Origin of the sequence: Marinobacter salinus (genome assembly GCF_001854125.1) — a bacterium.
Classification (GTDB): domain Bacteria; phylum Pseudomonadota; class Gammaproteobacteria; order Pseudomonadales; family Oleiphilaceae; genus Marinobacter; species Marinobacter salinus.
Map to the genome: position 1 here is coordinate 3,089,012 of NZ_CP017715.1, position 23,957 is coordinate 3,112,968.

A 23,957-nucleotide genomic window follows, 5' to 3' on the forward strand; every position below is an offset into this window, starting at 1 on the left:
GGACGGATCATTTATTGGGCCGCAAACATACCGTTTGGCGGATACTATTGATATTAATCAAACGTGAAACTGCGTTCGGAATTGTATCGGCAGCAGAGCCCGAAACCTTAGGAGGTGCTGATCCCTATGCCGTCGCCACCAGACGGGCACGAGGATGGAAGCGGGCATTGATCCAGAGTGAAAAAGCGATGACGCCACCTCCGATAACCAGGCGAAGCAGATCCGCATCCCGGTTCCAGATCAGAAGATTCACCAACAATCCGGCGGGCACCAGCGCATTGTTCATGATCGCCAGCGTACCGGCATCCACGTGACACGCGCCCCGGTTCCAGAGGAACAACCCCATGCCCGAAGCGGCCAACCCCAGCCACCCAAGAATACCCCACTGCAGAGAAGTGGTGGGCAAACGGTCGACGTTACCAAAGACCAGAAACGAAGGCAGGGCGATAATCAATGCACCGAAAAAGAAGTAGCCGAAGGTGCGAAACGCGGGGATTCCGACCGGATAATGCTGCATGACGTGTTTATAGCCCACCTGTCCCGCCGCAAAGGTGAAATTGGCCACCTGAAGTAACAGGAAACCGGTAATGAAGTCTTCGCTCAGCCCGTCATAACGGATAATGCCTGCGCCCACCGTGGCGATGCCCGCAGCCACCAGTGCAAACGGAGAAAAGCGCCGGAACAGGGCATCGTCAATCAGGGTGACATAAAGCGGCGTGAAGATGGTAAACAGCAGAACTTCCGGTACCGTCAGGTAGCTGAAGGAGCGGTACAGGCACAAATAGGTGATGCCAAACTGCAGCATCCCGGTCGCCAGAATACCCAGCTTCATACCGGACGGCACCCCCCGCCAGCGGGTAAATGGCAGAAACACCAGGGCACCGAGCAAGACACGGGTAAGCACCGCAAAATCGCTGTCCACCTGGCCGGCCAGAAACTCACCGATCAGGCTGAATGAAAAAGCCCAGAGAATTGTAACGAAAACCAGAAGTGCCATTGTAACTGCCATCCGCTTGAATGAAGGCGCGTACTTTACCGGTTTTCAGAAAAACTTGCAGCGCCACGGGCGAGCACAAACACCGATGCCACGGCCTCATTCAATCGGGTACCATGCGTTCCGGGCCTGCCAGGCAGAGCCACAGCGAACCATCATTCAAGGACACCCGGAAGCGAACCACAGCCTCTTATGGACGAAGCCGACCAGCCATTACCGGAAGCACGCCAGCCCCTGGTAACCCGAACCCTGACAGAGTGGCGCACCCTGGCGCTTCTCGGCGGCCCTATCCTGGTTGCCCAGCTAGCGCAGATGGCCAATGGTGTTATCGACACGGTGATGGCGGGCCACGCCAGCGCCAGGGACCTGGCGGCCGTCGGCATTGGCAGCAGTCTCTGGATGCCTCTGTTTCTGTTTTTTATGGGCATGCTGGGGGCTTTGCAGCCGATCATTTCCGGATACAACGGTGCCCGGAGTCACCATAAAATCATGCCAGCCACCTGGCAGGGGCTCTATATCGCTGCCGCTGGCTCGCTGATCATGATCCTTCTGCTCACCCATGTTCATCCGGTCCTGACTCTGCTTAACCTTGAGGCCAATACGGCACGCATTACCCAGGGCTATCTCGACGCTTTCGCCTGGGGCGTGCCCGCGCTTCTGATGATCACAGCACTTAGGGGGCTCACCGATGGCCTGGGCCATACCCGGGTGATCATGGCGTTCTCCGTGCTCAGCACGCTGATCAACCTGCCGCTGAACTACATCTTCATTTACGGCAAACTCGGCCTGCCGGCCATGGGCGGTATCGGCTGTGGCTGGGCCACCTCAATCTCCAACGGTGTCGCGGCCATCGCGTTGCTGGTATACCTCAATCGCAGCCGTGTTTACCGAAAATTCCATCTGATCTCCGACTGGGTAAAACCGGACCTGGCAGGTATCCGCTACATTCTGGGAATCGGCGTGCCGATTGGCTTTACCATTTTTGTCGAGGCCAGCCTGTTCTCTGTCATTGCCCTGTTCCTTGCACCGCTCGGGCCGGTCATTGTGGCGGGACACCAGATTGCCCTGAATGTGGTGTCATTGCTGTTCATGCTGCCACTGAGTATCGGTATGGCGCTGACATTGCGGGTCAGTTTTCTGATAGGCGCCCATGCCGCCGATACCGCGCGTCTGATTTCCCGCAGCTCGCTGATCCTGGCTGCGGCAACGGCACTGGTGTTCGCGGGGCTGCTGTTTGTGTTCTCCTGGGAAATCGCAGCGCTATACACCAGCGACAGTGAGGTTCAGGCGGTCACCATCAAGCTGCTGATGTTCGCCGCAATTTTCCAGATTGCCGATGTTATTCAGGTAACCTGCATCAGTGCACTGCGGGGTTACAAGGATACCCGCATCCCGATGTTCATCATGCTGTTTTCATTCTGGGGTGTGGGCCTGCCCCTGGGCTATGCTCTGACCTTCACGGACTGGCTGATACCGACAATGGGCGCGGCGGGCTTCTGGGCAGGCCTGACCGGCGGGCTCATTTCAGCGAGCATTCTGCTTGGCTGGCGGCTGTTCAGGTATGCTCCCGGTCAGGACACCCACTCCTTATCAGAATCGGCCTGACTCGCTGTCAAATAAGGTAAAAGACTCACCGCCTGCCACGGGAATATAGAGAGAACAGGTCATTCAAGGTTACACTTGTCCAAGAATGAATCTGACATCAGGACGTCCGCATTTGAACAACCTTGTACGAATCGCACCCGGTGCCCTTGAGTTGGGCCGCCCCCTGCCGTGGAACGTCTACGACGCTGACGGCAATGTGCTGCTACGTCAGGGCTATGTGATTCAGACCAATTCCCAGCTGGAGCAGCTGTTTGAACGGGGGCGTTTCAAACCCCGGAAGATTGAACGGCCTCAGGAAGAAATCGTCGAGGACAACCGGGAACGAAACCCCTTTGCCGACTACCCGGACCTGCTCCAGGCACTTGAGGCAACTCTTAACGCCATCACCAACGCCGACCCCTCTGCCCAGAAGCAGCTAATGGGGCTGACCCGAATAATAGAACGAACCTGCATGGAATCCCCGGATGCCAGCCTTGCCCTGGTGCATCTGTATTCCCTGGGACCCACCATTCATGAGCAGATTCTGTTTTATGCAATCCTCTGCCAGTTCATAGCCCGGCAGTTCGGCCTGGACGAATCACGCATCAGCGTACTGACCGCTGCCGCACTCACGGCCAATCTCGCCCTCGCTCCTGTTGCCAACCAGTTGAACGCTTCCAACAAAGTGCTAACCCCGGAACAGCGAGGCGTCATCCGGAAGCACCCTGAACGCAGCATTCAGGCCCTGCGGGCTGCCGGCATCGACAATAAGCTCATGCTCACGATCATCGCCCAGCATCACGAACAGGCTGATGGTAGCGGCTACCCCGAGGGGCTGAGCGGGACGGGCATCCGGCCAGAAGCGGAAATTCTGGCGCTGTCTGAACGCTATGTCGCCATGATTACCAAGCGGGCTTATCGAAACCGCATGAATGTGACGGACGCCAGGAAGATGATCGCCACCCTGGCAGATGGCAAATTCCGACCCGCAATTCCGAAGGCCTTGTTACAGGTACTTGGCGAATACCCGCCGGGGACTCTGGTGCGACTGGACAACAACGAGGTCGCAGTGATAACAAGGCGGCCAGTCCGTGCCTTCGGCCCGTTCGCGAAAGCGATTTTGGGCCCCGGGGGCAACCGTTACAGCGGAACATTCGAGAGAGACTGCAGTGTGCCAGAGTTCAACATACAGGCTCTCGAAGAGCCCGAAGTCATGCCCTCCATGGATTTCAGCCTGATCTGGAATTATCGCTCCTGACCCGTGAAATTCCAGCGGGATTACCGCAGCTCCAGCGCCTCCGCATGATGATTCAGGTGTTCGTCGATAAATGATGCGATAAAGAAATAGCTGTGATCATAGCCCCGGTGCATTCGAAGATTAATGTGATGGTGGAACTTTTCACAGGCATCAGCCAACGCGTCCGGATTGAGCTGGCTATCCAGAAACTCATCCGCTGTACCCTGGTCAATCAGTATCGGCAGCCGCTCACGCGCGGTCGGAATCAACAGGGTGGCGTCCCATTCTTCCCAGGCCCGGGTGTCGTCTCCGAGGTAGCCTTTGAACGCTTTCTGCCCCCATGGGCATTCGGTGGGATTGGCAATCGGCGCAAACGCAGACACTGAAGCATAAAGGCCGGGATTCTTGAGCGCACAGATCAGTGCGCCGTGACCGCCCATGGAATGACCGCTCACAGAGCGCTTCTCTGTCACTGGCAATTCACTCTCGACCAGCTGAGGCAGCTCCTTTACTACATAATCGTACATCCGGTAATGGGGTGCCCACGGCTGTTGCGTCGCATTGATATAAAAACCTGCGCCGGAACCAAAATCGTAACTGTCGTCTTCACCCGGCAGATTAAGGCCGCGCGGACTGGTGTCCGGACAAATAAGGGCCAGACCCAGTTTCGCTGCCTGTTTTTGTGCACCAGCCTTCTGCATAAAGTTCTGGTCGGTACAGGTAAGCCCTGACAACCAGTAAAGGGCCGGCACTTTTCGCGGATTCCGGCCCACAGCTGACGGTGGCAGGTAGACCGCAAACTCCATGTCACATTCCAGGGTCGCGGAATGGTGACGATATCGACGGTGTTCGCCGTCGAAACTCACGTTCGTGGATAAGAGTTCCATAATATCCTCGGTTCACAAGAAGTGAAGTCAGTCCTCGGCGTCGGCGTATCTGGGCAGTTCAACCCCGCAACCGACACGCGCCAGTTCGGACAGAATGGCACTGCGTGTAACAATGCCAATCAGTTTGCCATGATCCACCACAGGGTACACTTTCGGCTTCCCGGCGCCGAGGTTTTGGGCCAGATCCACCACCGACATCTCCGGAGAGATAGTGACCGGTTCCCGAAACATGACATCGTCCACGATAGGGTCACCCTCGCAGTGATAACTGCTGACCAACAAGGAATGGATGCAATCCTGCTCCGACACGAAACCGAGTACACGGCGGTGATCATCGACAACCGGCAAGCCGGACACGTGATTGTGCAAGAGTGTTTTAACAACACTGGTCAGTGGCGTTCCACACCGAACCGGCTCGATGTGATTCCACATAACATCAGAAACCTTCACTGAACGCATGGGCAGCCCTCTCCCCGTTGGTTATCTTCATACTGCCCCGAAAACGGGGCCTTTGCCTATAAACATAGGCAATGCATAAGATAAATGAAAACCTAAAAACGGCTCTTTGCACGGGTTATGATCCGGATCAGTTTCCCGTTTCCCGAGGCCCGAATGTCTCACCTGCGGCGCATCGATCCGGTAGCCAATGGTTTACAGGTGAACAATATTTATTAGAATCCGTCAGTTATGCCTCACAAGGGCGCAACCGAAAACTCCGGGAGACCCCATGGACGCCATCTCATCCTTTGTCAGCCAGATCAATTCACTGGTATGGGGCCCACCCATGCTGGTTCTCATCCTCGGCGTGGGGTTGTTTCTAAGCCTGGGGCTGAAACTGATGCCTGTGTTGAAACTGGGAGCGGGCTTTCGGCTGATGTGGCAGGGCCGCAAGGCCGAGGGCGCCGAATCCGAGGGTGAGATTCCCCCGTTCCAGGCTCTGATGACGGCGCTGTCCGCAACGGTCGGAACCGGCAACATTGCCGGGGTTGCAACGGCGGTGTTCCTTGGCGGGCCCGGCGCGTTGTTCTGGATGTGGCTGACGGCGCTGGTGGGAATGGCCACGAAATACTCGGAAGCCGTGCTCGCAGTTCAGTTCCGGGAAGTGGATGAGCGCGGCGCCCATGTGGGAGGACCGATGTATTACATCCGCAATGGGCTTGGCCGCAAGTGGGCGTGGCTGGGCGTGCTGTTCGCCATTTTCGCGGCTATTGCCGGATTCGGTATCGGTAATACCGTACAGGCCAATTCAGTCGCTGACGTGATGGAAGCCAGCTTCGGCCTGCCAAACTGGGTTACCGGGCTCATCCTGATGGTACTGGTCGGTGCGGTTCTGATAGGCGGTATCCGCCGGATTGGTCACGTTGCCAGTGCGCTGGTGCCGATCATGGCGATATCGTACCTGCTGGCCGGGCTTCTGGTTCTAAGCATCAATGCTGCCGCCATTCCCCAGGCCCTTGCCATGGTATTTGAACATGCTTTCAGCCCGATCGCCGCAGAAGGCGGCTTTGCCGGTGCCGCAGTCTGGGCCGCCATACGTTTCGGCGTTGCCCGCGGAATCTTCTCCAACGAGGCGGGCCTCGGGTCCGCACCCATTGCCCATGCAGCGGCACAAACCAGAAACCCGATCAGTCAGGGCATGGTGGCCATGCTGGGCACCTTCATTGACACTATCATCTTATGCACCATCACCGGTTTGGTGATCATCACCTCGGGCACCTGGACCGCCGGGATCTCCGGTGCGGAACTGACCTCCATGGCCTTTGCCGAAGCGCTGCCGGGCGTCGGTAATTACCTTGTCGCGATTGCGCTGGCGGTTTTCGCTTTTACAACTATTCTGGGCTGGTCCTTTTATGGTGAACGTTGCATTGAGTTTCTGTTTGGCGTGAAGGCCATCCTGCCCTATCGGATCGCCTGGATTATCGCCATCCCCGTCGGCGCCACTCTGAATCTCGGCTTCGTCTGGCTGGTGGCAGACACACTGAACGCCATGATGGCACTGCCCAACCTGGTGGCTCTGCTGTTGCTAGGCCCGGTGGTTTTCAAACTGACCAGAGAGCACTTTGAAAAACAGAAGGTCAGTGACTGAGAAACAGGCCCTTGTATTCCGGGCGAACACGACCCACGTTTGTGGTATAGACTCAGTAAAACGTTCCGGCCATTGATCATGCCGGTCAGACAGGAATTTTGGAGTAGCATCAAAAGGAGAACGACTATGAGTTTACGTCTGGGAGATACCGCACCGGATTTCGAACAGGACTCCAATGAAGGCAGGATATCGTTTTACGACTGGCTGGGTGACAGCTGGGGCGTACTGTTCTCGCATCCGGCAGACTTCACACCGGTATGCACAACAGAGCTGGGCCTGACTGCCAAGCTCAAGGATCAGTTCGCCAAGCGCAATGTCAAAGCCATCGCCCTGAGCGTGGACCCGGTCGATTCCCATAAGGAGTGGATCAAGGACATTGAGGAGACCCAGGGCTGCTCGGTCAATTTTCCAATCATTGCCGATCAGGACCGGAAAGTGTCCGAACTCTATGACATGATCCACCCCAACGCTGACAGTAGTCTGACGGTTCGCTCCCTGTTCGTGATTGATCCGAACAAGAAGGTGCGCCTGATCATCACCTATCCGGCCAGCACCGGCCGCAACTTCAACGAAGTGCTTCGGGTCATCGATTCCCTGCAGCTGACGGACGAGCACAAAGTCGCCACGCCGGGCAACTGGGAACGTGGTGGCGACGTGGTCATCGTGCCCTCGCTACAGGACGAAGAAGAGATCAAGCAGCGGTTCCCGCAGGGTTACAAGACGGTGAAGTCTTACCTGCGCATGACGCCGGATCCGAAGTCCAACTGGAGCGGTGACTGAGTGCTTTAACTAGCCACAAATACTGAAAAGGCCGGGCAGCGAAGCTGCCCGGCCTTTTTTTTGTCACAGCGGTCCGGCCCCGGGGCCGGACTTCATCAGTATGCCGGAACAACGGCACCCTCATAGTTCTTCAGGATAAAGTCCTTCACTGCCTCGGAATTCAGTGCTGCTGCCAGCTTCTGCATGGCTTCGCTATCCTTGTTGTCCGGGCGGGCAACCAGGATGTTCACGTACGGGGAGTCAGAACCTTCTATTACCAGCGCGTCTTCGGTCGGGTTCAGACCCGCTTCCAGCGCATAGTTGGTATTGATCAATGCTACATCCACCTGGTTCAGGATCCGGGGCAGGGTTGCCGCTTCCAGCTCCTTGAAGTCCAGATCTTTCGGGTTCTCAGCGATATCGCGGGGAGTCGCGGTGATTTTGCTGGCATCCTCAAGTTTGATCAGGCCTGCTTTCTGGAGCAACAGAAGGGCACGGCCACCATTGGTCGGATCATTCGGGATGGCAACAACAGCGCCCTCTTCAAGTTCGTCCAGAGAATCAATCTTGCTCGAATAAGCACCAAACGGCTCGACGTGAACACCGGTGACAGTAACCAGGTTGGTACCGCGACCTGCATTGAACTCATCCAGATACGGCTTGTGCTGGAAGAAGTTGGCGTCCATCCGCTTCTGATCCACCTGAATGTTGGGCTGGATATAATCCGTGAATACCTTCACATCCAGCTCCACACCCTGTTCGGCCAGCTGTGGCTTCACGAATTCCAGAATCTCCGCATGGGGAACCGGGGTTGCTGCAACGGACAGCTCTTCTGCAGCGACAGTGCCAGAAAAGGTTGCTGCGGCGGCCAGTGCCACGACTGTTTTCTTCAGATTCATAAATCAGTTCTCCTGTTAAACATCTTGGACGATGTGAATTCAATGTCGGGGAGTACGGCCCACGGTTGGAAACACCTTCCGAAAAACGCCCATAAATACATCCCTGTAGGGCTCGGTCGCGCCATCCCTGGCGCTCCACGTTTTCGGAAGGTGTTTCCAACCGCGCGCCTACATAAAGCTGTGGTTATTTGCGGCTGAAATACAAAACCAGACGGTCACCGACCATCTGCAATACCTGTACGAAAATAACCAGTAAGGCGACTGTAATCACCATGACGTCGGTCTGGAATCGTTGATACCCGAAGCGGATCGCCAGGTCACCCAGGCCACCGCCGCCGATAACGCCGGACATGGCCGCGTACGACACCAGGGTGATGGCTGTTACGGTAATACCGGCGATGATGCCCGGCAGGGCCTCTGGCAACAAGGCTCCGAAAATGATCTGTTTCACGCTCGCGCCCATGGCCTGCGTCGCTTCGATGATGCCGCGATCCACTTCCCTCAGAGAGGTTTCCACCAGCCGAGCGAAAAAGGGCGCCCCGCCCGCCACCAGGGGAGGAATGGCACCGGCAACGCCAAGAGAAGTACCGATCAGCATGACGGTGAACGGAATCATCACAATCAACAGGATGATAAAAGGCACCGACCGCAGCACGTTCACCACGAACGACAGCACCGCATACGCCACCGGCTGCTCAAGCAGCTGACGCTTGCCAAACAGAAACAGCAGCACGCCGACAGGCAAGCCGATCAGCACACTGAACAGCAGGGACATGCCTACCATGATCAGTGTGTCCCAGCTCGCCCAGCCAATCTCGCTCCAGTCTACATTGCTCAAAAGGGCTTCCATCAGCGCAGCACCTCCACATGAACGTCGGCCGCTTCCAGCGCCTGCATGGCAACCGCCAGGTCACCACCCACCAGCGAGAGTGTCAGCTGGCCATAGGGCGTATCTTTGATGTGGTCGATACGGCCGGAGAGAATACTGAAATCCACGCCGGACTGGCGGGCTACACTGCCAAGCAATGGTTTATACGTCGCATCGCCCTTGAAGGTCAGGCGCATGATACGGCCATCAGCCTTCTGGAAGTCTTCCTGCAGTTCCTCACCGTCGATGCTCTCGCTCTCGAACACGAAGTCCCGGGTAGTCGGATGCGTGGGGTGCAGGAACACATCACTGACCGGCCCCATTTCGACCACACGGCCGGCATCCATAACCGCGACCCGGTCGCAGACACGTCGCACCACATCCATTTCATGGGTGATCAACACAATCGTCAGACCCAGTTCCCGGTTAATGTCCGCCAGCAGTCTGAGCACTGATTGGGTTGTTTGGGGATCAAGTGCACTGGTGGCTTCATCGCACAACAGAATGGTCGGACGACAGGCCAGCGCCCGGGCAATTCCGACCCGCTGTTTCTGGCCCCCGGAAAGCTGGGACGGGTATTTGTCGGCATGATCACTCAGGCTTACCCGCGCCAACAATTCCTGCACCCGATCCCGGATCTCGGCTTTGGAATAGATGCCAGCGAGTTTCATCGGGAAGGCAATATTATCGGTAACGGTCTTGGATGACAGCAGGTTGAAATGCTGGAAAATCATCCCGACTTTGCGGCGGAATGCGCGCAATTCCGCAGCGCTGTAATCGGTAATATTCTCGTCGTCGATCAGTATGCGACCACCGGTGGGCGGTTCAAGCAGATTGATCAGACGTACCAGCGTGGATTTGCCCGCGCCGGAGTGGCCGACGATACCGAACACCTCGCCGGTTTCTATGGTCATATCGGTCGGATGCAGCGCGGGGATCGCCCGGCCACCTACCTGATACGACTTCTGTACCTGGTCAAATACAATCACGGTCAGCGCCTTGTGGGTGCAGCGTTAAAAGCGGGCGATTATAGCTCATTCAGGGTCCAAACCCGAACTGACCGGCTTGGTAGTTGCCCTTACACAAATGGTTACCTGACACCGTCTCCGGATGTGCACTAAACTCGCTTGTTACACGCATCTTAAATTTCCCGAGCCGGGCTACCCTGAGGCTATTCAATTGACCACCCCAACCGACACTACGCCTTCACGGATGAATTCAACCCAGGCATGGGTTGCCTACCTGAGCAAAGTGGAACTGCCAGTACTGGCCAACACACTCAGGCGCATCAGTGAACTGACCGACAGCCGCAATAGTACGGTCAATGAACTCGCCAACGTGATTCTCAATGATGCCCAGCTCACGTCTCAGGTGCTGCGACTGTCCAACACCGTGTTCTATAACCAGACCCGAACCCAGGTCAGCACCGTGAGCCGTGCCATTACCCTGATCGGGTTCGATGCGGTGAAATCCATGGCCATTTCATCCCTGATCGTCGACTCCCTGTTGCAACGAAACGATCGGCCACATCTTCTGCGCTGCCTGGCCCGTGCCATTCACGCCGCCGTTCAGGCCCGCTGCCTGATGCCAAAACGCAATGAAACGGCGCTCGAAGAAGTGTTTATCGGCGCCTTGCTGATGAATATCGGGGAGCTGGCGTTCTGGTCCTGCGAGACCGAACAGGCCACCGAGCTGGAACAGAGACTCCGACTGGAAGAGCCTCCAGTGGAAGCCCAGAAAGCGGTTCTGCACACGACTTTCACGGAAATCACCCGGGGCCTTGTGGATGCCTGGTCATTGGGACCGTTTATCAGCGATGTCGTTTCGCCAGGGCAAGCCAATTCTCCCGCAGCCAGCCTGGTCCGAAACTCCGTGGAAATGGCACGGCTGTCGGAAAACGGATGGCGCGGCGACGACATGGACAAGGTACTTGAACGGCTTGGCAAGGATATTGGTGAAACGCCCGCGGCAGTGCGTGACCAAGTCAAAGTCAATGCCACCGAGGCAACCCGGGTGGCGGTTTCCCTAGGGATTCCGCAAGTTACTGCATTGATGCCCGGCAATCAGCAAGACAACGGAAGTGCGGTCCGCAAGGCACCGGATATGGACCCGGAGCTTCAATTACAGATTCTCCGTGACCTGACCCAGAGTCTTGCTGAAAAGCCGGACATCAACGAGATCTGTCAGTTGGTGATCGAAGGCATTCAGCGGGCCATCGGCATGCAGCGGGTTGCCCTGTTAATGAATGATCGAAGCGGGCGGGAGCTGGTTCCTCGCAAGCTCAGCGGTCGCGGCACGGATGAGTGGCGGGACAACTTTGCGATCAGCCGGGACGGCACCGGTCCTCTGGGCAGTCTCCTGCCCCATGCCAGCTGTTCCGTGTACCAGCCAAAACCCAATGCCGAAGCCGTTCCCTACGACCGCTGGCTGGGCCGGGTGCCTGCGCTGGTCGGCCCTCTCAGGGCTAACGGTCGCCTGATTGGCCTGTTTTACGCCGACAATGCTGCCGGCGACTATGTGCCATCGGAACAGCAGCTGACGGCGTTCGGACATTTTATCCAGAACGCCCAGCTGTGCCTCAACCTGATCGCATCGTCGTGACGAAAACCGATCAGTGCAGTGCTCTCATCTGACGGGGGTACAATGCGGCGCTCACCTCCGGTTCCTCCAGCAGGTCTGCCAGTTCCCGATCAATGGCGGTTTCTTCACCTTCATCCGGCAGCGGCTCAAACAGGGTGCTAAGCCAGGAGGCGACAGACGGCGCCTCGTCCCGCTTATAATCCGTAGACAGCGCCTTGATGCGTCGGAAGCCGATGATACGCTGGTGTTTGGGATCACGAATCTGCTCGAAACCGCGCCAATACACGTGCTCCCGTGTGTGGAGCTGAACAAACAGGGTGTCTATGGGGCCGTTATCGCCGTCTTCGGGTTCCTCAGGGACCTCAACTGTGGCACTTTCAGCCTCGGCTGCAGGCTTCTTGTGGCGAATGGTGGTCCAGGCCGGGTACAACACCGCCACGGCATCTGCCTCCACATGCTCACGGGCGGCGCGGAGGATCAACCCCCAGCGGGCCTTGTCGGCATCGGTTTCAAGAGAATTGATGGGCAAGTCGTAGCTTTGCTCGCTGGACAGGACAATCGCCATCATCGGGGCATCAAGCTCCCCCATGGCCTCGGCCTGTGCTACTGATACCAGTTCATCGATTGCCATCGGTTGGTTCATAATACGCTCGCCTCCTCGATGCCATCAGGGTCTGTCAGGGAGAAGTTGCTCCCCCTGAGTAACAGCATAGCCTGTTCGGCACTCAAAGATAAACGTGGAGTTTCGACAAGCGGATCACAACCCCCCGGCGTCAGTTATCTTGTCGAGGTGCTCATACTGGCCGAACCACGGGTTTGCCTCCTCCAGTTGGGCCGCCAGCTGAAGCAACCTTTCTTCACGCCCGTGACCGGCCCCGAACTGCACACCCACCGGTAAGCCCGATGCCGTCCAGTGCATTGGCACCGACATGGCCGGGGTACCGGTGAGATTGGCCAACTGAGTGAACGGGGTCCGGGCCAGGCTTTCTATGACCATCTGATCCACCTGGCCCGTGCGGTGCACCAGTTTTCCGGCCCTTAGGGTCAGCATGATCTTGGCCATCATTTTGAGGTGGGCGGGGGTATCCAGTTCACCAATACGGGCCGGCAACTGGCCGGTGGTGGGACAGAGGTACAGATCGTAGCGTTCAAAAAACGCGCCCAGCGCCCGCGCAAAGTCGTTCCACTGCTGCCGGCGCCGGACATAATCGGGCAGCGGCATGGTATTGCCCAGCATGCCAATCAGCCGGGTATCGAGTTCAAAATCCTCATCTCGGGCACCAAACTGTTCTTTGGCCTTCGCCATGAGCGCGGACACCTCCCCAAAGTACAGCCCGAGGTAGCAGCGAGCCAGAGCCATGCCATCAAACTCCGGACGGGCATATTCGACCTTGTGCCCCAGGTTCTCAAGTATCCGGGCCGTGGATTCCACGGCCGCCACACACTCCGGCGCGACGTCGGTGTCATAGGGTGAGGAGGTGAATACACCAATTTTCAGCGTGCCCGGCGCTTGCTGCATCAGCTCGGAGTATTTGCCTCCCGGCGCCCCGATTTGAAAGGGATCTCCGCACGCAGGTCCGCTCAGGACATCCAGCATCCTGGCGCTGTCCCTGACAGTGCGGGTGACTACGTGGTCGGTCGAAGCGCCGGTCCAGGCTTCACCCATGAACGGACCGCTGGAAATGCGCCCCCGGGAAGGCTTGATGCCAAAGAGACCACAGTAGGCCGCCGGGATACGAATAGAGCCACCGCCATCATTGGCACCTGCCATCGGTACAATACCCGCCGCCACGGCAGCCCCGGAGCCGCCACTTGATCCGCCCGGCGTCAGTTCGGTATTCCACGGGTTGCGGGACGGTCCCCACAGTTCCGACTCCGTGACAGCCTTGAGGCCGAATTCCGGCGTCGCGGTGCGCCCCAGAAATACCAGTCCACCCTCACTTGCGCGACGGACAAACTCAGAATTCCGGGGCGCAACGTTCTTCGTCAGCCCTCGGCTGCCATAGGTACAGGGGTGGCCCGCCTGTTCCTGGGCCAGATCCTTCAGCAACAGTGGCACGCCTGCGAATTCTGACTGTTTCGGAAACTCCTGGGCCAGCGCTTCGGAAAACTGGGGATAACAAATGGCATTCAGAGTACCGTTGACAGAAGTTGCCCGTTCCACAGCGGCTTCGCAGACTTCCCGGGAGGTCACATCTCCCCGCTGAATGAGGTCGGCCAGTGCCGTGGCGTCGTATCGCAGGTATTCGGATTGTTTCATGATCGGTTCCGTTTGTTATTGTGTTATCAGGAAGGTCACGGATTGAACGTGTATGAACTGTAGACTCAAGAGCTTACGCCAGCTCGCCCTGTTTTTCATCCTGACCGGTTCGGTTCTGAATCATGTCCGGGCGGACACCGGTTCTCAGCCATCCGGAAACGACTGGATGCAAGTCATCCGGTCCTCGCCCTATTGGGTCAGCCAGGGCGTTTACAGCAACATCCTCACCATCCGGGACTGGGTCCTCAGGGAAGGCGGTTATTGCGATGACACGGACCGCCACATCCTGTTCGACATGCGGGGACAATTTCTCGCCTGGATTTCCGACGGGGCCGATCGCGACGACACCCAGGCCCTGCTCAACACCACCCGGCAATCCCTGCACGAAAAGAAAACCGTCGAAACCTGGGTTCCGGGGCAAGAGGGAGAAACGGGCTACCCGTTCGCCCTGGCCTGCGACCAACCCCACGTAAACCTCGATGAAGCTGTTGCTCGCTATCTGGGCACCATACCGGCAGACCGGATCTGGGGAGACTGGGATGATCTGTCGTTCGGCAGCACTGAACGGCCGGGAGCTCTGCACGAAGCACTCATGTATGTTTACCAGCGACGGATGAGCCAGAACCGGCTGGAGCTTCCTGAGGCCTTGCCTCGCTACCTCGCCGGGCAAATCCTGATTGAGAGTGGCGGCCAGGCCAGGGCACACTCGGAGGCCAACGCCCGGGGTATTCTCCAGCTGTCACCATCGGCACTGTCCGACTGCCAGATAAAACCTCGCAATTACTGGCACCGACTGGCCCAAATCGACTGCGCATTCAAGCTTATGAACCAGAATGCCCGCAACCTGCGCCCGGCTTTCGAGCAACGTTTCGGCCACCTCCCGCAGGCCAAGCGCGATCGCTTATTCACGCTTTTGCTGGTGCAGGCCTACCATGGCGGAGCGGGTCGCGTACAAGCCCTGCTGGATGACGAGAACCTGTCCCGGCCGGCGGCGTACTTTGCGGAACACCAGGAACGCTTTTCCGCAGGCGACATTGCCTTTGGCATGGTCTTCCATAATCTGGGGCGAGATCGCCTCGGGCTGGCATCGCTTTACTACGTGGCCGATGTTCAACTGGCCACAGAAGCTCTGTGCCGGTCACCTCGGTTAAGTACAACGGAATTCTGTAAATGGAATTAACCCTGTTACCCGAGAGCCTTAGCCTGCCTGTCGCTCTCTTTCTGCTGGCCTGCTCCACCCTGACCTCCATGATCACCGCCAGCCTCGGCGCCGGTGGCGGTGTGCTCTTGCTGGTGTTAATGGCCAACTGGATGCCGCCAGCCGCCATTATTCCGGTCCATGGCATGATCCAGCTGGGCTCTAACAGCGGCCGCGCCTTCCTGACCCGAAAAAAAGTGGACTGGAAAGTGATTGCTGTATTTGCACCCGGCGTGGTCGCCGGCGCGACTCTCGGCGCCTGGCTGCTGATTGATTTACCCGCGCCGGTCTGGCAACTGACCATCGCCCTTTTTGTGCTTTGTCTGTGTTGGGGACCGCCGCTGCCAAAGGCATCCCTGGGCAAGGCTGGAATCTTTCTGGCCGCAACACTAACCAGCTTCGTCAGCCTTTTTGTCGGTGCCACAGGCCCGCTGGTGGCGGCCTTCATCAAGCAGATTCACGCAGACCGGTTCACCACAGTCGCCACCTTTGCCACCGCCATGACCCTGCAGCACGCCCCCAAGGCATTGGTCTTCAGCGTAGCGGGTTTTGTCTTTCCGGACTGGCTGCCGTTCATACTGGCCATGATCGTCAGCGGCTTTGCCGGCACCTGGCTCGGGCTTCATGTTCTCAACTCACTGAGCAACCGATGGTTTCATCAGGCCTTTAACCTGGTTCTGACACTCCTGGCGCTGCGATTGCTCTGGCAGGCTGGGAGCGCCGCTGGCGGGTGAGCCTGACAATCAGGACACGGCGGGTTCCGGGTCGTCGGGCGGCGCAGGAACCACGACAACCGCATTGCGACCACGGGATTTGGCAATGTACGAGCCTTCGTCAGCACGGGACATCACCTCTCTTGGGCCACTGTCACTGGAGGTGAGCCCGGTAAGGCCAATGCTGGCAGTAACGCCGAAACTCCGACCATCCCGCTCTATCCGCAAACCCTCAACGCGGGCTCGAATGCTCTCTGCCAGAGCCTCGGCTCGTTCAAGACCACAGGCAGGAAGAATAATTCCGAATTCATCACCACCCAGCCGTGCAACGGTGTCGGACTGCCGCACCGCATCCTTGAAGAGGTCCGCCAGGCGTTTCAGCAAATCGTCCCCGAGCAGGTGACCGCCTTCATCGTTCACTGGCTTGAAATAGTCCAGATCAATCAACATCAGCACCGATCGAGCAGACTGATGCGACACTTCACCCATGCATTTGACCAGGGAGGCGCTGAACGCCCGGCGATTGAGCAACTGGGTAAGACTGTCATGGGTTGCCTCCCAGGACAGTCGCTGTTCCTCGCGCCGGCGTTCGCTGTCATCCCTGATCACAAACACCATGCGCTCGTTGTGTCTGCCCTGACGGATATGCAGCATGGTCAGATCGATATCAAATATCCGGCCATTCTGATTGCGTAATGTGGCGTAAAGACTGTCAACATTTTCACCGTCCAGAAACTCGGTGAGGGACAGGACCTTCTCGTTGGCCAGAATCACCACCAGATCAAAGAAATTCTGCCTGGCACAGTCACCCTCTGCGCCAAGGAACTGACAGGCCGCGTGGTTGGCGTAACGAATCCGGCCCTGCACATCCACCATCAGAACCCCTTCCTGGAGCACTCCCAGAATGTTTTCCGCACGCAACTGCTCTTCCCTCAGCGCTTCTTCCACTTCCAGTTCGCGGGAAATATCACGCACCACGGTGATACTTCCCAGCGCCTTGTCCTGCGTCTCGATCACCGATGTCATGACATCCCCCCAGATCAACTCACGGTCGCCACGACTCGGAATCCGGAACCGCCCCCGGAAGACTTCATTGTTCTTCAGAGCCTGCTTCCAACCAGCCAGAACAACCTCGCGATCCGGCTCGTAAACCCCGGCGATCAGGTAAGTATGTTGAAGCTCTGAAGCCGGGCGCCCGATGAGGTTTTCGAATGCCGGGTTCACAAAATCGATTCGCCCCAGAACATCGGTCTGAACGATGCCGATTGGAGCACTCTGGGTCAGTGAACGGAAAAAGGCCTCTCGTTCCGCCAGTGATCCCAGCACTTCGTCCCGTTCGTCCATCACCGTGTTGAAGATTTGCGCGACCTGACGGATTTCCCGGCCTCCGGACACATCGACAGGATTGTTTCGAATCCCCAGGTGACGCTCATTGATTTGCACACCCAGTGTCTGCAGTGGTGCCATCAGGCGGCGGAATCTCCACAACGCCAGGGGTGCAAACAGGGCAATGACACCGAGCAGTGTCCAGACGAACGCGTCCGCCATGCGGGTAATCGGGGCAAAGGCCTCCCGGGCTGGCCACTCCGCTGCTACAAACCATGGCACCTGGGCCATCTGCTGCACCGACATGATGGTTTTATCGCCACTGTCATTGCGGGTTGGCCGCGTACCCTCAAAACCCTCCATGGCATCCCGCAGCACAGGATTCTCCACCCTCACTGGCACCATAACTTCGCCCGTTCGACCATGGGCCAGCGCGACCCCGCTCCGGGTGGCAACGCTCAGATACCCAGTCTTGCCGACATGGATACTGGCGAACTCTTCCATGAAGTTCTCGCCCTTGAGGAGAATGGCGCCGCCGATCATGCCGATGAACTTTTGCCGATGATCGAAAACCGGCGCTGCGATCATGATCGTCGGGCTTTCCTCATAGTTGGCGGCATAGGGCTCGCTGATCACCGGCGTCAAACGCTGGGAAACGTCCCGGAAATAGCCTCGATGGCTGATATCGAGGCCGGTCTGTCGGAAGGCTTCAGGATACTCGGCCAGAACCTGACCACTCGCGCCGATCAGGTAGAGACCATCAAAGAGGTGCTGGAGAGCAATTTGCTGGCGAATGAGGATCTTTGCCCGGGCACTGAACGCCGTTTCGTCCATGGTGAAGCTTTCGGCAACGTGATTAAGCGCCTCCAGCCTCAGGGCCAGTTTGTCGTCCAGTTCCCCCGCCACCAGCCGGGCAATGGTTTCAACCTGAATTTCCGCCTGCTGCTCAAGCTCGCCCTGACTGAGCAGGGAACCGGCAATGGTGACCATCAATGCCGAAAGCACGATAGCAACGACAACCAGAGCCACTGCCCGATTAACAAGGCTTCCAAACCAGCGTTTGATCATCACCGCGTTCCGGCTCCGTGTACTGGGGTGTTACGGCAGATAGAGATACTCCGTTGTTCGCTGTTCAGCCACTGTTAGCACGATGTTTTAATCACAACTCGTTGACTGAATTTTACCAGAGCTTTCGGCAATTTCAGGTTACACCTTGAAAACTTACTGCGAATGTATATCATTTAGATCTAGTTCTCATTAGCGAGTGCACATCCATGCCAGATATTGCCCTGCTCCACACAACTGAGCCGCTCGGTCACCTGGTTTCCCGTTTGTTCGCTATGGGCGGGCCGGTAATGATGGCCCTCGTCGTGATCGCAATGACCGGCGTTATCACCTTCGTCTATCTGATGCTGCTTGGGATTTTTTACGCACCCCGCCTGACCAGCAGACTTAAAAAAATTATGACGATCTGGCAACAAACGCCGGCCAGAGTGAACCCCCGGGAGCTGCAGTTACGGGTGGGTACATATGGCCGCCTGAACCCGTTACTTCGCCTTGTTACCAGTACCATGCTGGCCTGCCAGCAAAGGCGGGACCGAGAGCAAATTCGCAAGACGGTTGCCCTTGACGCTCAGCAAGCGCTGGAACCCTTCGAGGCACCACTGAAAATTATTGAGGTAATCGCAGCCCTTGCTCCTTTACTGGGGTTACTGGGAACCGTAATGGGCATGATTGAGGCGTTCAGCACCATGGCCGCAGCTGAGGGCCGAGCCAACGCCACACAGCTCAGTGGTGGTATTTATGAAGCTCTGACCACGACCGCCGCAGGCCTGGTGATCGCCATCCCCTTTGCCGCGATTGCAGCCTGGATCGAGTTCCGATTACGACGTATTCACCAAACCGTTAACTATACGCTGATCACCGTATTGAGCGTAGCAGACTCGGAGGAGGCGTTTGTATCGGAGCCTCCATCCAGCGTCTCTCCCCAGACGAATAGTGTTCAGGAAGACCCTGGAACTGCGAATGAAACCGCCCGGTATGACAGGCAAGGGCTGGCGCATGCAACTGGTTGAGCCCCGCCCTGGCCGGCCGATCCCCATTCGTCTTACACCACTGATAGACGTGGTGTTTATCCTGCTGGTGTTCTTCATGCTCACCAGCAGGTTGCTGCCGGTCAGCTTTCTGGAACTCGGCAACACCCATCCGGGGCGTAGCTTCCTCACCGACCACCCGATCCCTGAACTGACTGTCATCCCGGATGGCAACGTACTCTGGCGGAGCCAGCCCCGGACGTTGCAGGTGCTGGTCATCGAACTGACTTCGGCCGGCATATCCGAGGTTAGCCTGAGCACCCGGCCAGAAACCGGGCTTAAACATTTCACCCGGACTCTCGGCCGGCTCAACAACGCCGGTATTAAAACCCACTGGAAACGAACCACCCAAGAGACACCATGACCGATATGGTTCCCCCACCATCAACCTCTGGCAAAACTCTAATGAGTCGCGTGGAGGATGCTCTGCTTCCGCTGATCAACCTGGTGTTCCTGTTGCTCATGTTCTTTATCGTCGCCGGCCAGCTTGCCGACGAACCGCTACCAGAGCTACCTTCTACCGGTGCCAGCCAGTCCCAACAACCCTATGCCGATCTGCTGGTGACGGCCAGCGGCGACTGGCAGGTAGCTGGCGAGACACTGACGCGCGAAACCCTGCCCGGCAGGCTACCCGGGGCGCAATCCGGGCAGCCCCTGAAGGTTGCCGCCGCAGGCGCTATATCCATGGCGCAACTGGAAACTCTGTTTCGGGTACTGGCGAGCAGCGGCTACACCGACATAATACTGCTGACAGAGCCATCATCATGACAGCTTCACCCGGTCTCGTACGCGCCGGCCTGTTGCTAACCGCCATCTCACTCACCTTACTGACAGCCCTGTTGGCGAGCCCGGACCAGCTAACGTTGCTGGCACCCTCAAGCGACACGACTACCGATAACATGGCCGCGATCAGGATCAAGCTGGCCCCACAACCTGCTCCAACCTCTGGGGTGGAACCGGCGCCTTCGCCCCAACCCCCAGCTGCGCCAGAGCCAGAGCCAGAAATTGCCCCGGCTCAGGCCCCCGAACCCAAACCCGAACCAATGAAGGAAGCACCGGAGCCATCACCAGAACCGGCGCCGGACACAGCCGCTTCCGACACGGCCCTACCACCCCACAGCCAACGGGTGGAGCTGAACGCGGGACACTCCGACATGGTCGACAACTATCTGACCCGCCTAAGCCGGCACCTCAGCGGCTTTTACGACTACCCCAGGCGGGCCAGAAGGCTGGGGCAGGAAGGTTTACCCGTGGTTGTGTTCAGTTTTCGCCGCAACGGCTCACTGATCGAGCATCACCTTGAGACCAGCTCAGGGCACCGCTTGTTGGATGAAGCCGCCCTGGACATGCTGCAACAGGCAGCACCGCTGCCGGCCGTGCCGGCTGAGATGACGGGCCTTCACTTCAGATATGCCCTGCCAGTCCGATTTCAACTGCGATAAGGCGCTTGCTCAGCACGGCTCAGGCCCTATGGCTGAAACTCGCCCCGGGCTGGCCGCTTTGATTTTTACCCCGACACAGGCAACGGGTATCATGGAGTCCAATGCCATTGAATGAAGTACCCGCTTGATGAAAAGTGCCCAGGCCCGGCAAGTCGGCCAACTGATGTGCGACACCACCGTTGATGTGCTCTGGCGACCTGCCGCTGGCTGGGTCCGGGACCGGACTCCGGGCAGTTTCCTGATCTGTCGGGTGGGTTCTGGCCAGGCCACTTACCATCGCTTTGACCCGCAGCAACAGCAACACCTCATCACCTACGGTGTGCGAATGATTGAGGCCAAGCACCAGCCCGACACCGCCAGTGGCTGGCTATCCAGTCGGGAAATCCGGCGTCGGGGGTATTTCGGCGGGCAATTGAGCCCACTCAACCTGCTGGCACACACCTGCTGCCATGAATTTGCCCATCTGCTGCAGCAGAGCGCCGGGCAACGATTCCGGGGCTCGGTGCATAACCGGCACTTCTACGGCATTCTGGATGGGTTGTACGAGAGCGGTGGCGCCGATGCAACCCGGCAGGCACTGGCTGACCGGGCCGCCGGGGCTGGAGTGGCCTTGTCCGATGTCGCGTTCGAATTACCGGATCCGGTGGTGGAGCGATCCCACTGGCAGGTGGGCGAGGCCGTCGCCTTTGGCTCGGGCCCCCGGGAGGTCCGCGGCAACATTCTCCGGGTCAACCGCAAGACCTGTACCGTCAGGGCAACGGGGCATGCCCGAAGCGCGCGTTACCGGGTTCCGATCCAGATGCTACGAAGAGTCAACTGACAGCGCGATCGGGACGGGCCAGTCACCTGCTTCGGTCAGGCTTCATCCACCGCATTATCTGACAATTCGCTCAGAAATTTTCCCGTCAATAAAAGGCATCAAAGTCGTGCAAACCGCCCCAGCACAGGGCGTCCAATCAGGCTTTCCTTATCTCCTCTCATTACAAGAAAATCTCATGTTATTGATTTTAAAAGACACTAAAAGCTGGCATGAAGATCGCAAAGCATTAATCAAGGATGAACGACCGGCCAAGGACCTGGCTGGACCATCAGATCATTGTTGTTGGCATTGGCGCCGGACTATCAACTCCCTTCCGGGACGAGATGCTCCGGCTTTTTTTGATTTTTCGACGATCACGTGAGAGCGGTAACTAGTCTAAGATCAGAGAAAACATCAAGAACAAGGATGCCTCTGTGAAGCCTCTCAGCCCCACCGATCAGCTGTTCCTTTGGCTGGAAAAGCGCCAGCAACCCATGCACGTGGGCGGGTTGCAGCTGTTCTCGTTTCCGCACGATGCCCCGGATGACTATGTTGCCCGGCTGGCTGAGCAACTCCGCCAGCACACTCATGTGACGCCGCCGTTTGACCGGCGCCTCGACACCCGTCTGGCACAACCGGTGTGGGTGCACGACGAGCACCTGGATCTGGAACACCATTTCCGGTTCGAGGCCCTGCCCAGCCCCGGCCGGATTCGTGAGCTACTGACCTTTATTTCCGCCGAGCATTCGCACCTCATGGACCGGGAACGGCCACTTTGGGAGTTTCACCTGATTGAGGGTCTGGGAGAGCGGCAATTTGCGGTTTACATCAAGGTGCACCATGCCTTGGTGGATGGAATTTCCGCCATGCGGATGATCCAACGCATGCTGTCCACGGATCCGGCACAACGCAATATGCCGCCAATCTGGGATCTGCCCAGGCGCTCCGACCCTGATGACTGTGATGATAGCGGCTCCTCACTCTGGCGCAATATCGCGCACCTGCTGGGAGAGTCGGGCAAACAACTGAGCACGGTACCCGCGGTTGCACGGGAGCTGTTACGCACGATCAATAGCGCTCGCAAGGATCCGACCTATGATTCTATTTTCCATGCACCACCAAGCGTCCTGAACCAGAAGATTACCGGTTCTCGACGCTTTGCCGCCCAGTCCTATGGCATGGAGCGGATCAAAAAGGTGTGCCAGGCCTTCGGTGTCACGGTGAACGATGTCGTCACCACGATGTGCGCCACCGCGTTACGCACCTATCTGATGAATCAGGATACCCTACCGCAGAAGCCCTTGATCGCCATGGTCCCGGTGTCGTTGCGAAAGGACGATAGTTCCGAGGGAAATCAGGTGGGCGTCATCCTGGCAAACCTCTACACCGATGAAAATGACGCCAGTGAACGCCTCAGGAAGATTCATCAGGGCATACAGGAAGCCAAAGATCGATATGCCAAAATGTCATCCGATGAAATCATCAACTACACCGCACTCACCCTGGCTCCAGCAGCTTTCAATTTTCTTACCGGCATGGCGCCAAAATGGCAGACTTTCAACGTGGTTATCTCCAATGTACCCGGCCCAAAAGAAACGTCTTACTGGAACGGCGCCAAGCTTGAAGGCATGTACCCGGTATCCATTGCTATGGACCGTCTGGCTCTGAATATGACGCTGACCAGTTATAACGATCAGGTCGAGTTCGGGCTTATCGGCTGCCGCCGGACCCTGCCCAGCCTCCAGCGCATGCTCGATCACCTCGAAGATGGCCTGGCGGAGCTTGAGCAGGCGGCAGCGCTGTGATCAGCCGAACCGCTGTTCCTCATTTCGAATGGAGATCTGTTCGTTCAAGGTCCAGAAATCATAGAGCACACCCAGCAGGAACAGGCCACCGGTGAGCAGGTAGATAATGCCGCTGATCCATTTACCCATGTACATCCGATGCAGGCCGAACACGCCGGTGAAGGTCAGCAGCAGCCAACCGATGTTGTAGCTGACCTCACCCTCGCGGAAACGAAAATCCGCTTCCCTATCCATGGACGGAATCAGGAACAGGTCGATGATCCAGCCGATGAAGAACAGGCCCAGGGTGAAGAACCAGATGGTGCCGGTGATGGGCTTGCCGTAGTAGAAGCGGTGGGAACCCAGGAATCCGAAGATCCAGAGGAGGTAACCGAAGAGTTTGCTGTGGGTGTCTGATCTGGCTTCCATAATGGTTTCCTTCTGGCTC

Annotated in this window: 23 protein-coding genes; 13 read left to right on the top strand and 10 right to left on the bottom strand. The window is 57.6% G+C overall.

Translation table 11 applies throughout. The annotated features are described in order from the left end of the window. Positions 1-124: 124 nt before the first annotated feature. Positions 125-997, bottom strand: coding sequence for a carboxylate/amino acid/amine transporter (locus tag BKP64_RS14385; protein ID WP_070971535.1), 873 nt, complete (start codon positions 995-997; stop codon positions 125-127). 189 nt (positions 998-1,186) lie between these two features. Here BKP64_RS14385 and BKP64_RS14390 point away from each other — a divergent pair, with 189 nt between their 5' ends. Beyond that, positions 1,187-2,599, top strand: a complete 1,413-nt coding sequence (locus tag BKP64_RS14390; RefSeq protein WP_070971538.1) for an MATE family efflux transporter — start codon at positions 1,187-1,189, stop codon at positions 2,597-2,599. A 112-nt stretch (positions 2,600-2,711) separates the two neighbouring features. Beyond that, a complete protein-coding gene (locus BKP64_RS14395) occupies positions 2,712-3,836 on the top strand; it encodes an HD-GYP domain-containing protein (RefSeq protein ID WP_099092561.1) in 1,125 nt (374 codons plus the stop codon). Positions 3,837-3,856: 20 nt separating this feature from the next. Here BKP64_RS14395 and fghA read toward each other — a convergent pair whose 3' ends face one another. Both fghA and BKP64_RS14405 read right to left on the bottom strand, forming a co-directional pair. Then, positions 3,857-4,702 carry an S-formylglutathione hydrolase gene (fghA, locus tag BKP64_RS14400; RefSeq protein WP_070971543.1) on the bottom strand — a complete coding sequence of 282 codons (846 nt, stop codon included), beginning with the start codon at positions 4,700-4,702 and terminating at the stop codon, positions 3,857-3,859. Between the two features lie 27 nt (positions 4,703-4,729). Then, positions 4,730-5,161, bottom strand: a complete 432-nt coding sequence (locus BKP64_RS14405; RefSeq protein ID WP_070971546.1) for a CBS domain-containing protein — start codon at positions 5,159-5,161, stop codon at positions 4,730-4,732. Between the two features lie 268 nt (positions 5,162-5,429). On the opposite strand from BKP64_RS14405, the gene BKP64_RS14410 reads away from it, so the two are divergent. Next, a complete protein-coding gene (locus BKP64_RS14410; RefSeq protein WP_070971549.1) occupies positions 5,430-6,788 on the top strand; it encodes an alanine/glycine:cation symporter family protein in 1,359 nt (452 codons plus the stop codon). Positions 6,789-6,914: 126 nt separating this feature from the next. Beyond that, positions 6,915-7,568 carry a peroxiredoxin gene (locus BKP64_RS14415; protein WP_070971552.1) on the top strand — a complete coding sequence of 218 codons (654 nt, stop codon included), beginning with the start codon at positions 6,915-6,917 and terminating at the stop codon, positions 7,566-7,568. A gap of 95 nt (positions 7,569-7,663) precedes the next feature. Here the strand turns inward: BKP64_RS14415 and BKP64_RS14420 are convergent, their stop codons facing one another. The 3 genes from BKP64_RS14420 to BKP64_RS14430 form a co-directional block, all read right to left on the bottom strand. Then, entirely contained in the window at positions 7,664-8,446 is a 783-nt protein-coding gene (locus tag BKP64_RS14420) for a MetQ/NlpA family ABC transporter substrate-binding protein (protein ID WP_070971555.1), read from the bottom strand. 184 nt (positions 8,447-8,630) lie between these two features. Continuing rightward, a complete protein-coding gene (locus BKP64_RS14425; RefSeq protein ID WP_070971558.1) occupies positions 8,631-9,296 on the bottom strand; it encodes a methionine ABC transporter permease in 666 nt (221 codons plus the stop codon). Beyond that, entirely contained in the window at positions 9,296-10,303 is a 1,008-nt protein-coding gene (locus tag BKP64_RS14430) for a methionine ABC transporter ATP-binding protein (protein WP_070971561.1), read from the bottom strand. The genes BKP64_RS14425 and BKP64_RS14430 overlap by 1 nt, the downstream gene beginning before the upstream one ends. 190 nt (positions 10,304-10,493) lie before the next feature. On the opposite strand from BKP64_RS14430, the gene BKP64_RS14435 reads away from it, so the two are divergent. Further along, a complete protein-coding gene (locus BKP64_RS14435; protein ID WP_227515410.1) occupies positions 10,494-11,915 on the top strand; it encodes an HDOD domain-containing protein in 1,422 nt (473 codons plus the stop codon). Between the two features lie 10 nt (positions 11,916-11,925). Here the strand turns inward: BKP64_RS14435 and BKP64_RS14440 are convergent, their stop codons facing one another. Both BKP64_RS14440 and BKP64_RS14445 read right to left on the bottom strand, forming a co-directional pair. Continuing rightward, positions 11,926-12,537, bottom strand: coding sequence for a hypothetical protein (locus BKP64_RS14440; protein ID WP_070971567.1), 612 nt, complete (start codon positions 12,535-12,537; stop codon positions 11,926-11,928). Between the two features lie 114 nt (positions 12,538-12,651). After that, the gene (locus tag BKP64_RS14445; RefSeq protein WP_070971569.1) at positions 12,652-14,154 is read right to left on the bottom strand and encodes an amidase; all 1,503 of its coding nucleotides are present in this window, start codon (positions 14,152-14,154) and stop codon (positions 12,652-12,654) included. Between the two features lie 52 nt (positions 14,155-14,206). On the opposite strand from BKP64_RS14445, the gene BKP64_RS14450 reads away from it, so the two are divergent. Both BKP64_RS14450 and BKP64_RS14455 read left to right on the top strand, forming a co-directional pair. Further along, positions 14,207-15,334 (top strand): transglycosylase SLT domain-containing protein, encoded by a 1,128-nt coding sequence (locus tag BKP64_RS14450; RefSeq protein WP_070971572.1) that lies wholly within the window; start codon positions 14,207-14,209, stop codon positions 15,332-15,334. After that, on the top strand, positions 15,325-16,086 hold the full coding sequence (locus tag BKP64_RS14455) for a sulfite exporter TauE/SafE family protein (RefSeq protein WP_070971574.1): 762 nt from the start codon (positions 15,325-15,327) through the stop codon (positions 16,084-16,086). Before BKP64_RS14450 ends, BKP64_RS14455 begins: the two co-directional genes overlap by 10 nt. A 9-nt stretch (positions 16,087-16,095) precedes the next feature. On the opposite strand, the gene BKP64_RS14460 is transcribed toward BKP64_RS14455, so the two are convergent. Next, the gene (locus tag BKP64_RS14460; RefSeq protein ID WP_070971576.1) at positions 16,096-18,459 is read right to left on the bottom strand and encodes a sensor domain-containing diguanylate cyclase; all 2,364 of its coding nucleotides are present in this window, start codon (positions 18,457-18,459) and stop codon (positions 16,096-16,098) included. Positions 18,460-18,665: 206 nt separating this feature from the next. On the opposite strand from BKP64_RS14460, the gene BKP64_RS14465 reads away from it, so the two are divergent. The 6 genes from BKP64_RS14465 (at position 18,666) to BKP64_RS14490 (ending at position 23,530) form a co-directional block, all read left to right on the top strand. Continuing rightward, positions 18,666-19,466 carry a MotA/TolQ/ExbB proton channel family protein gene (locus BKP64_RS14465; RefSeq protein ID WP_070971579.1) on the top strand — a complete coding sequence of 267 codons (801 nt, stop codon included), beginning with the start codon at positions 18,666-18,668 and terminating at the stop codon, positions 19,464-19,466. Further along, complete coding sequence (locus tag BKP64_RS14470) at positions 19,417-19,848, top strand: ExbD/TolR family protein (protein WP_227515411.1); 432 nt, start codon at positions 19,417-19,419, stop codon at positions 19,846-19,848. The genes BKP64_RS14465 and BKP64_RS14470 overlap by 50 nt, the downstream gene beginning before the upstream one ends. Beyond that, a complete protein-coding gene (locus BKP64_RS14475; protein ID WP_083329226.1) occupies positions 19,845-20,252 on the top strand; it encodes an ExbD/TolR family protein in 408 nt (135 codons plus the stop codon). The genes BKP64_RS14470 and BKP64_RS14475 overlap by 4 nt, the downstream gene beginning before the upstream one ends. After that, complete coding sequence (locus tag BKP64_RS14480; protein WP_070971581.1) at positions 20,249-20,926, top strand: energy transducer TonB; 678 nt, start codon at positions 20,249-20,251, stop codon at positions 20,924-20,926. The genes BKP64_RS14475 and BKP64_RS14480 overlap by 4 nt, the downstream gene beginning before the upstream one ends. Before the next feature lie 127 nt (positions 20,927-21,053). Continuing rightward, complete coding sequence (locus BKP64_RS14485; RefSeq protein WP_070971584.1) at positions 21,054-21,746, top strand: hypothetical protein; 693 nt, start codon at positions 21,054-21,056, stop codon at positions 21,744-21,746. A gap of 413 nt (positions 21,747-22,159) precedes the next feature. Continuing rightward, positions 22,160-23,530: a WS/DGAT/MGAT family O-acyltransferase gene (locus BKP64_RS14490; protein WP_070971586.1), complete on the top strand. Its 1,371-nt coding sequence runs from the start codon at positions 22,160-22,162 to the stop codon at positions 23,528-23,530. Here the strand turns inward: BKP64_RS14490 and BKP64_RS14495 are convergent, their stop codons facing one another. Next, the gene (locus BKP64_RS14495) at positions 23,531-23,938 is read right to left on the bottom strand and encodes an NINE protein (RefSeq protein WP_070971590.1); all 408 of its coding nucleotides are present in this window, start codon (positions 23,936-23,938) and stop codon (positions 23,531-23,533) included. Positions 23,939-23,957 lie beyond the last annotated feature (19 nt).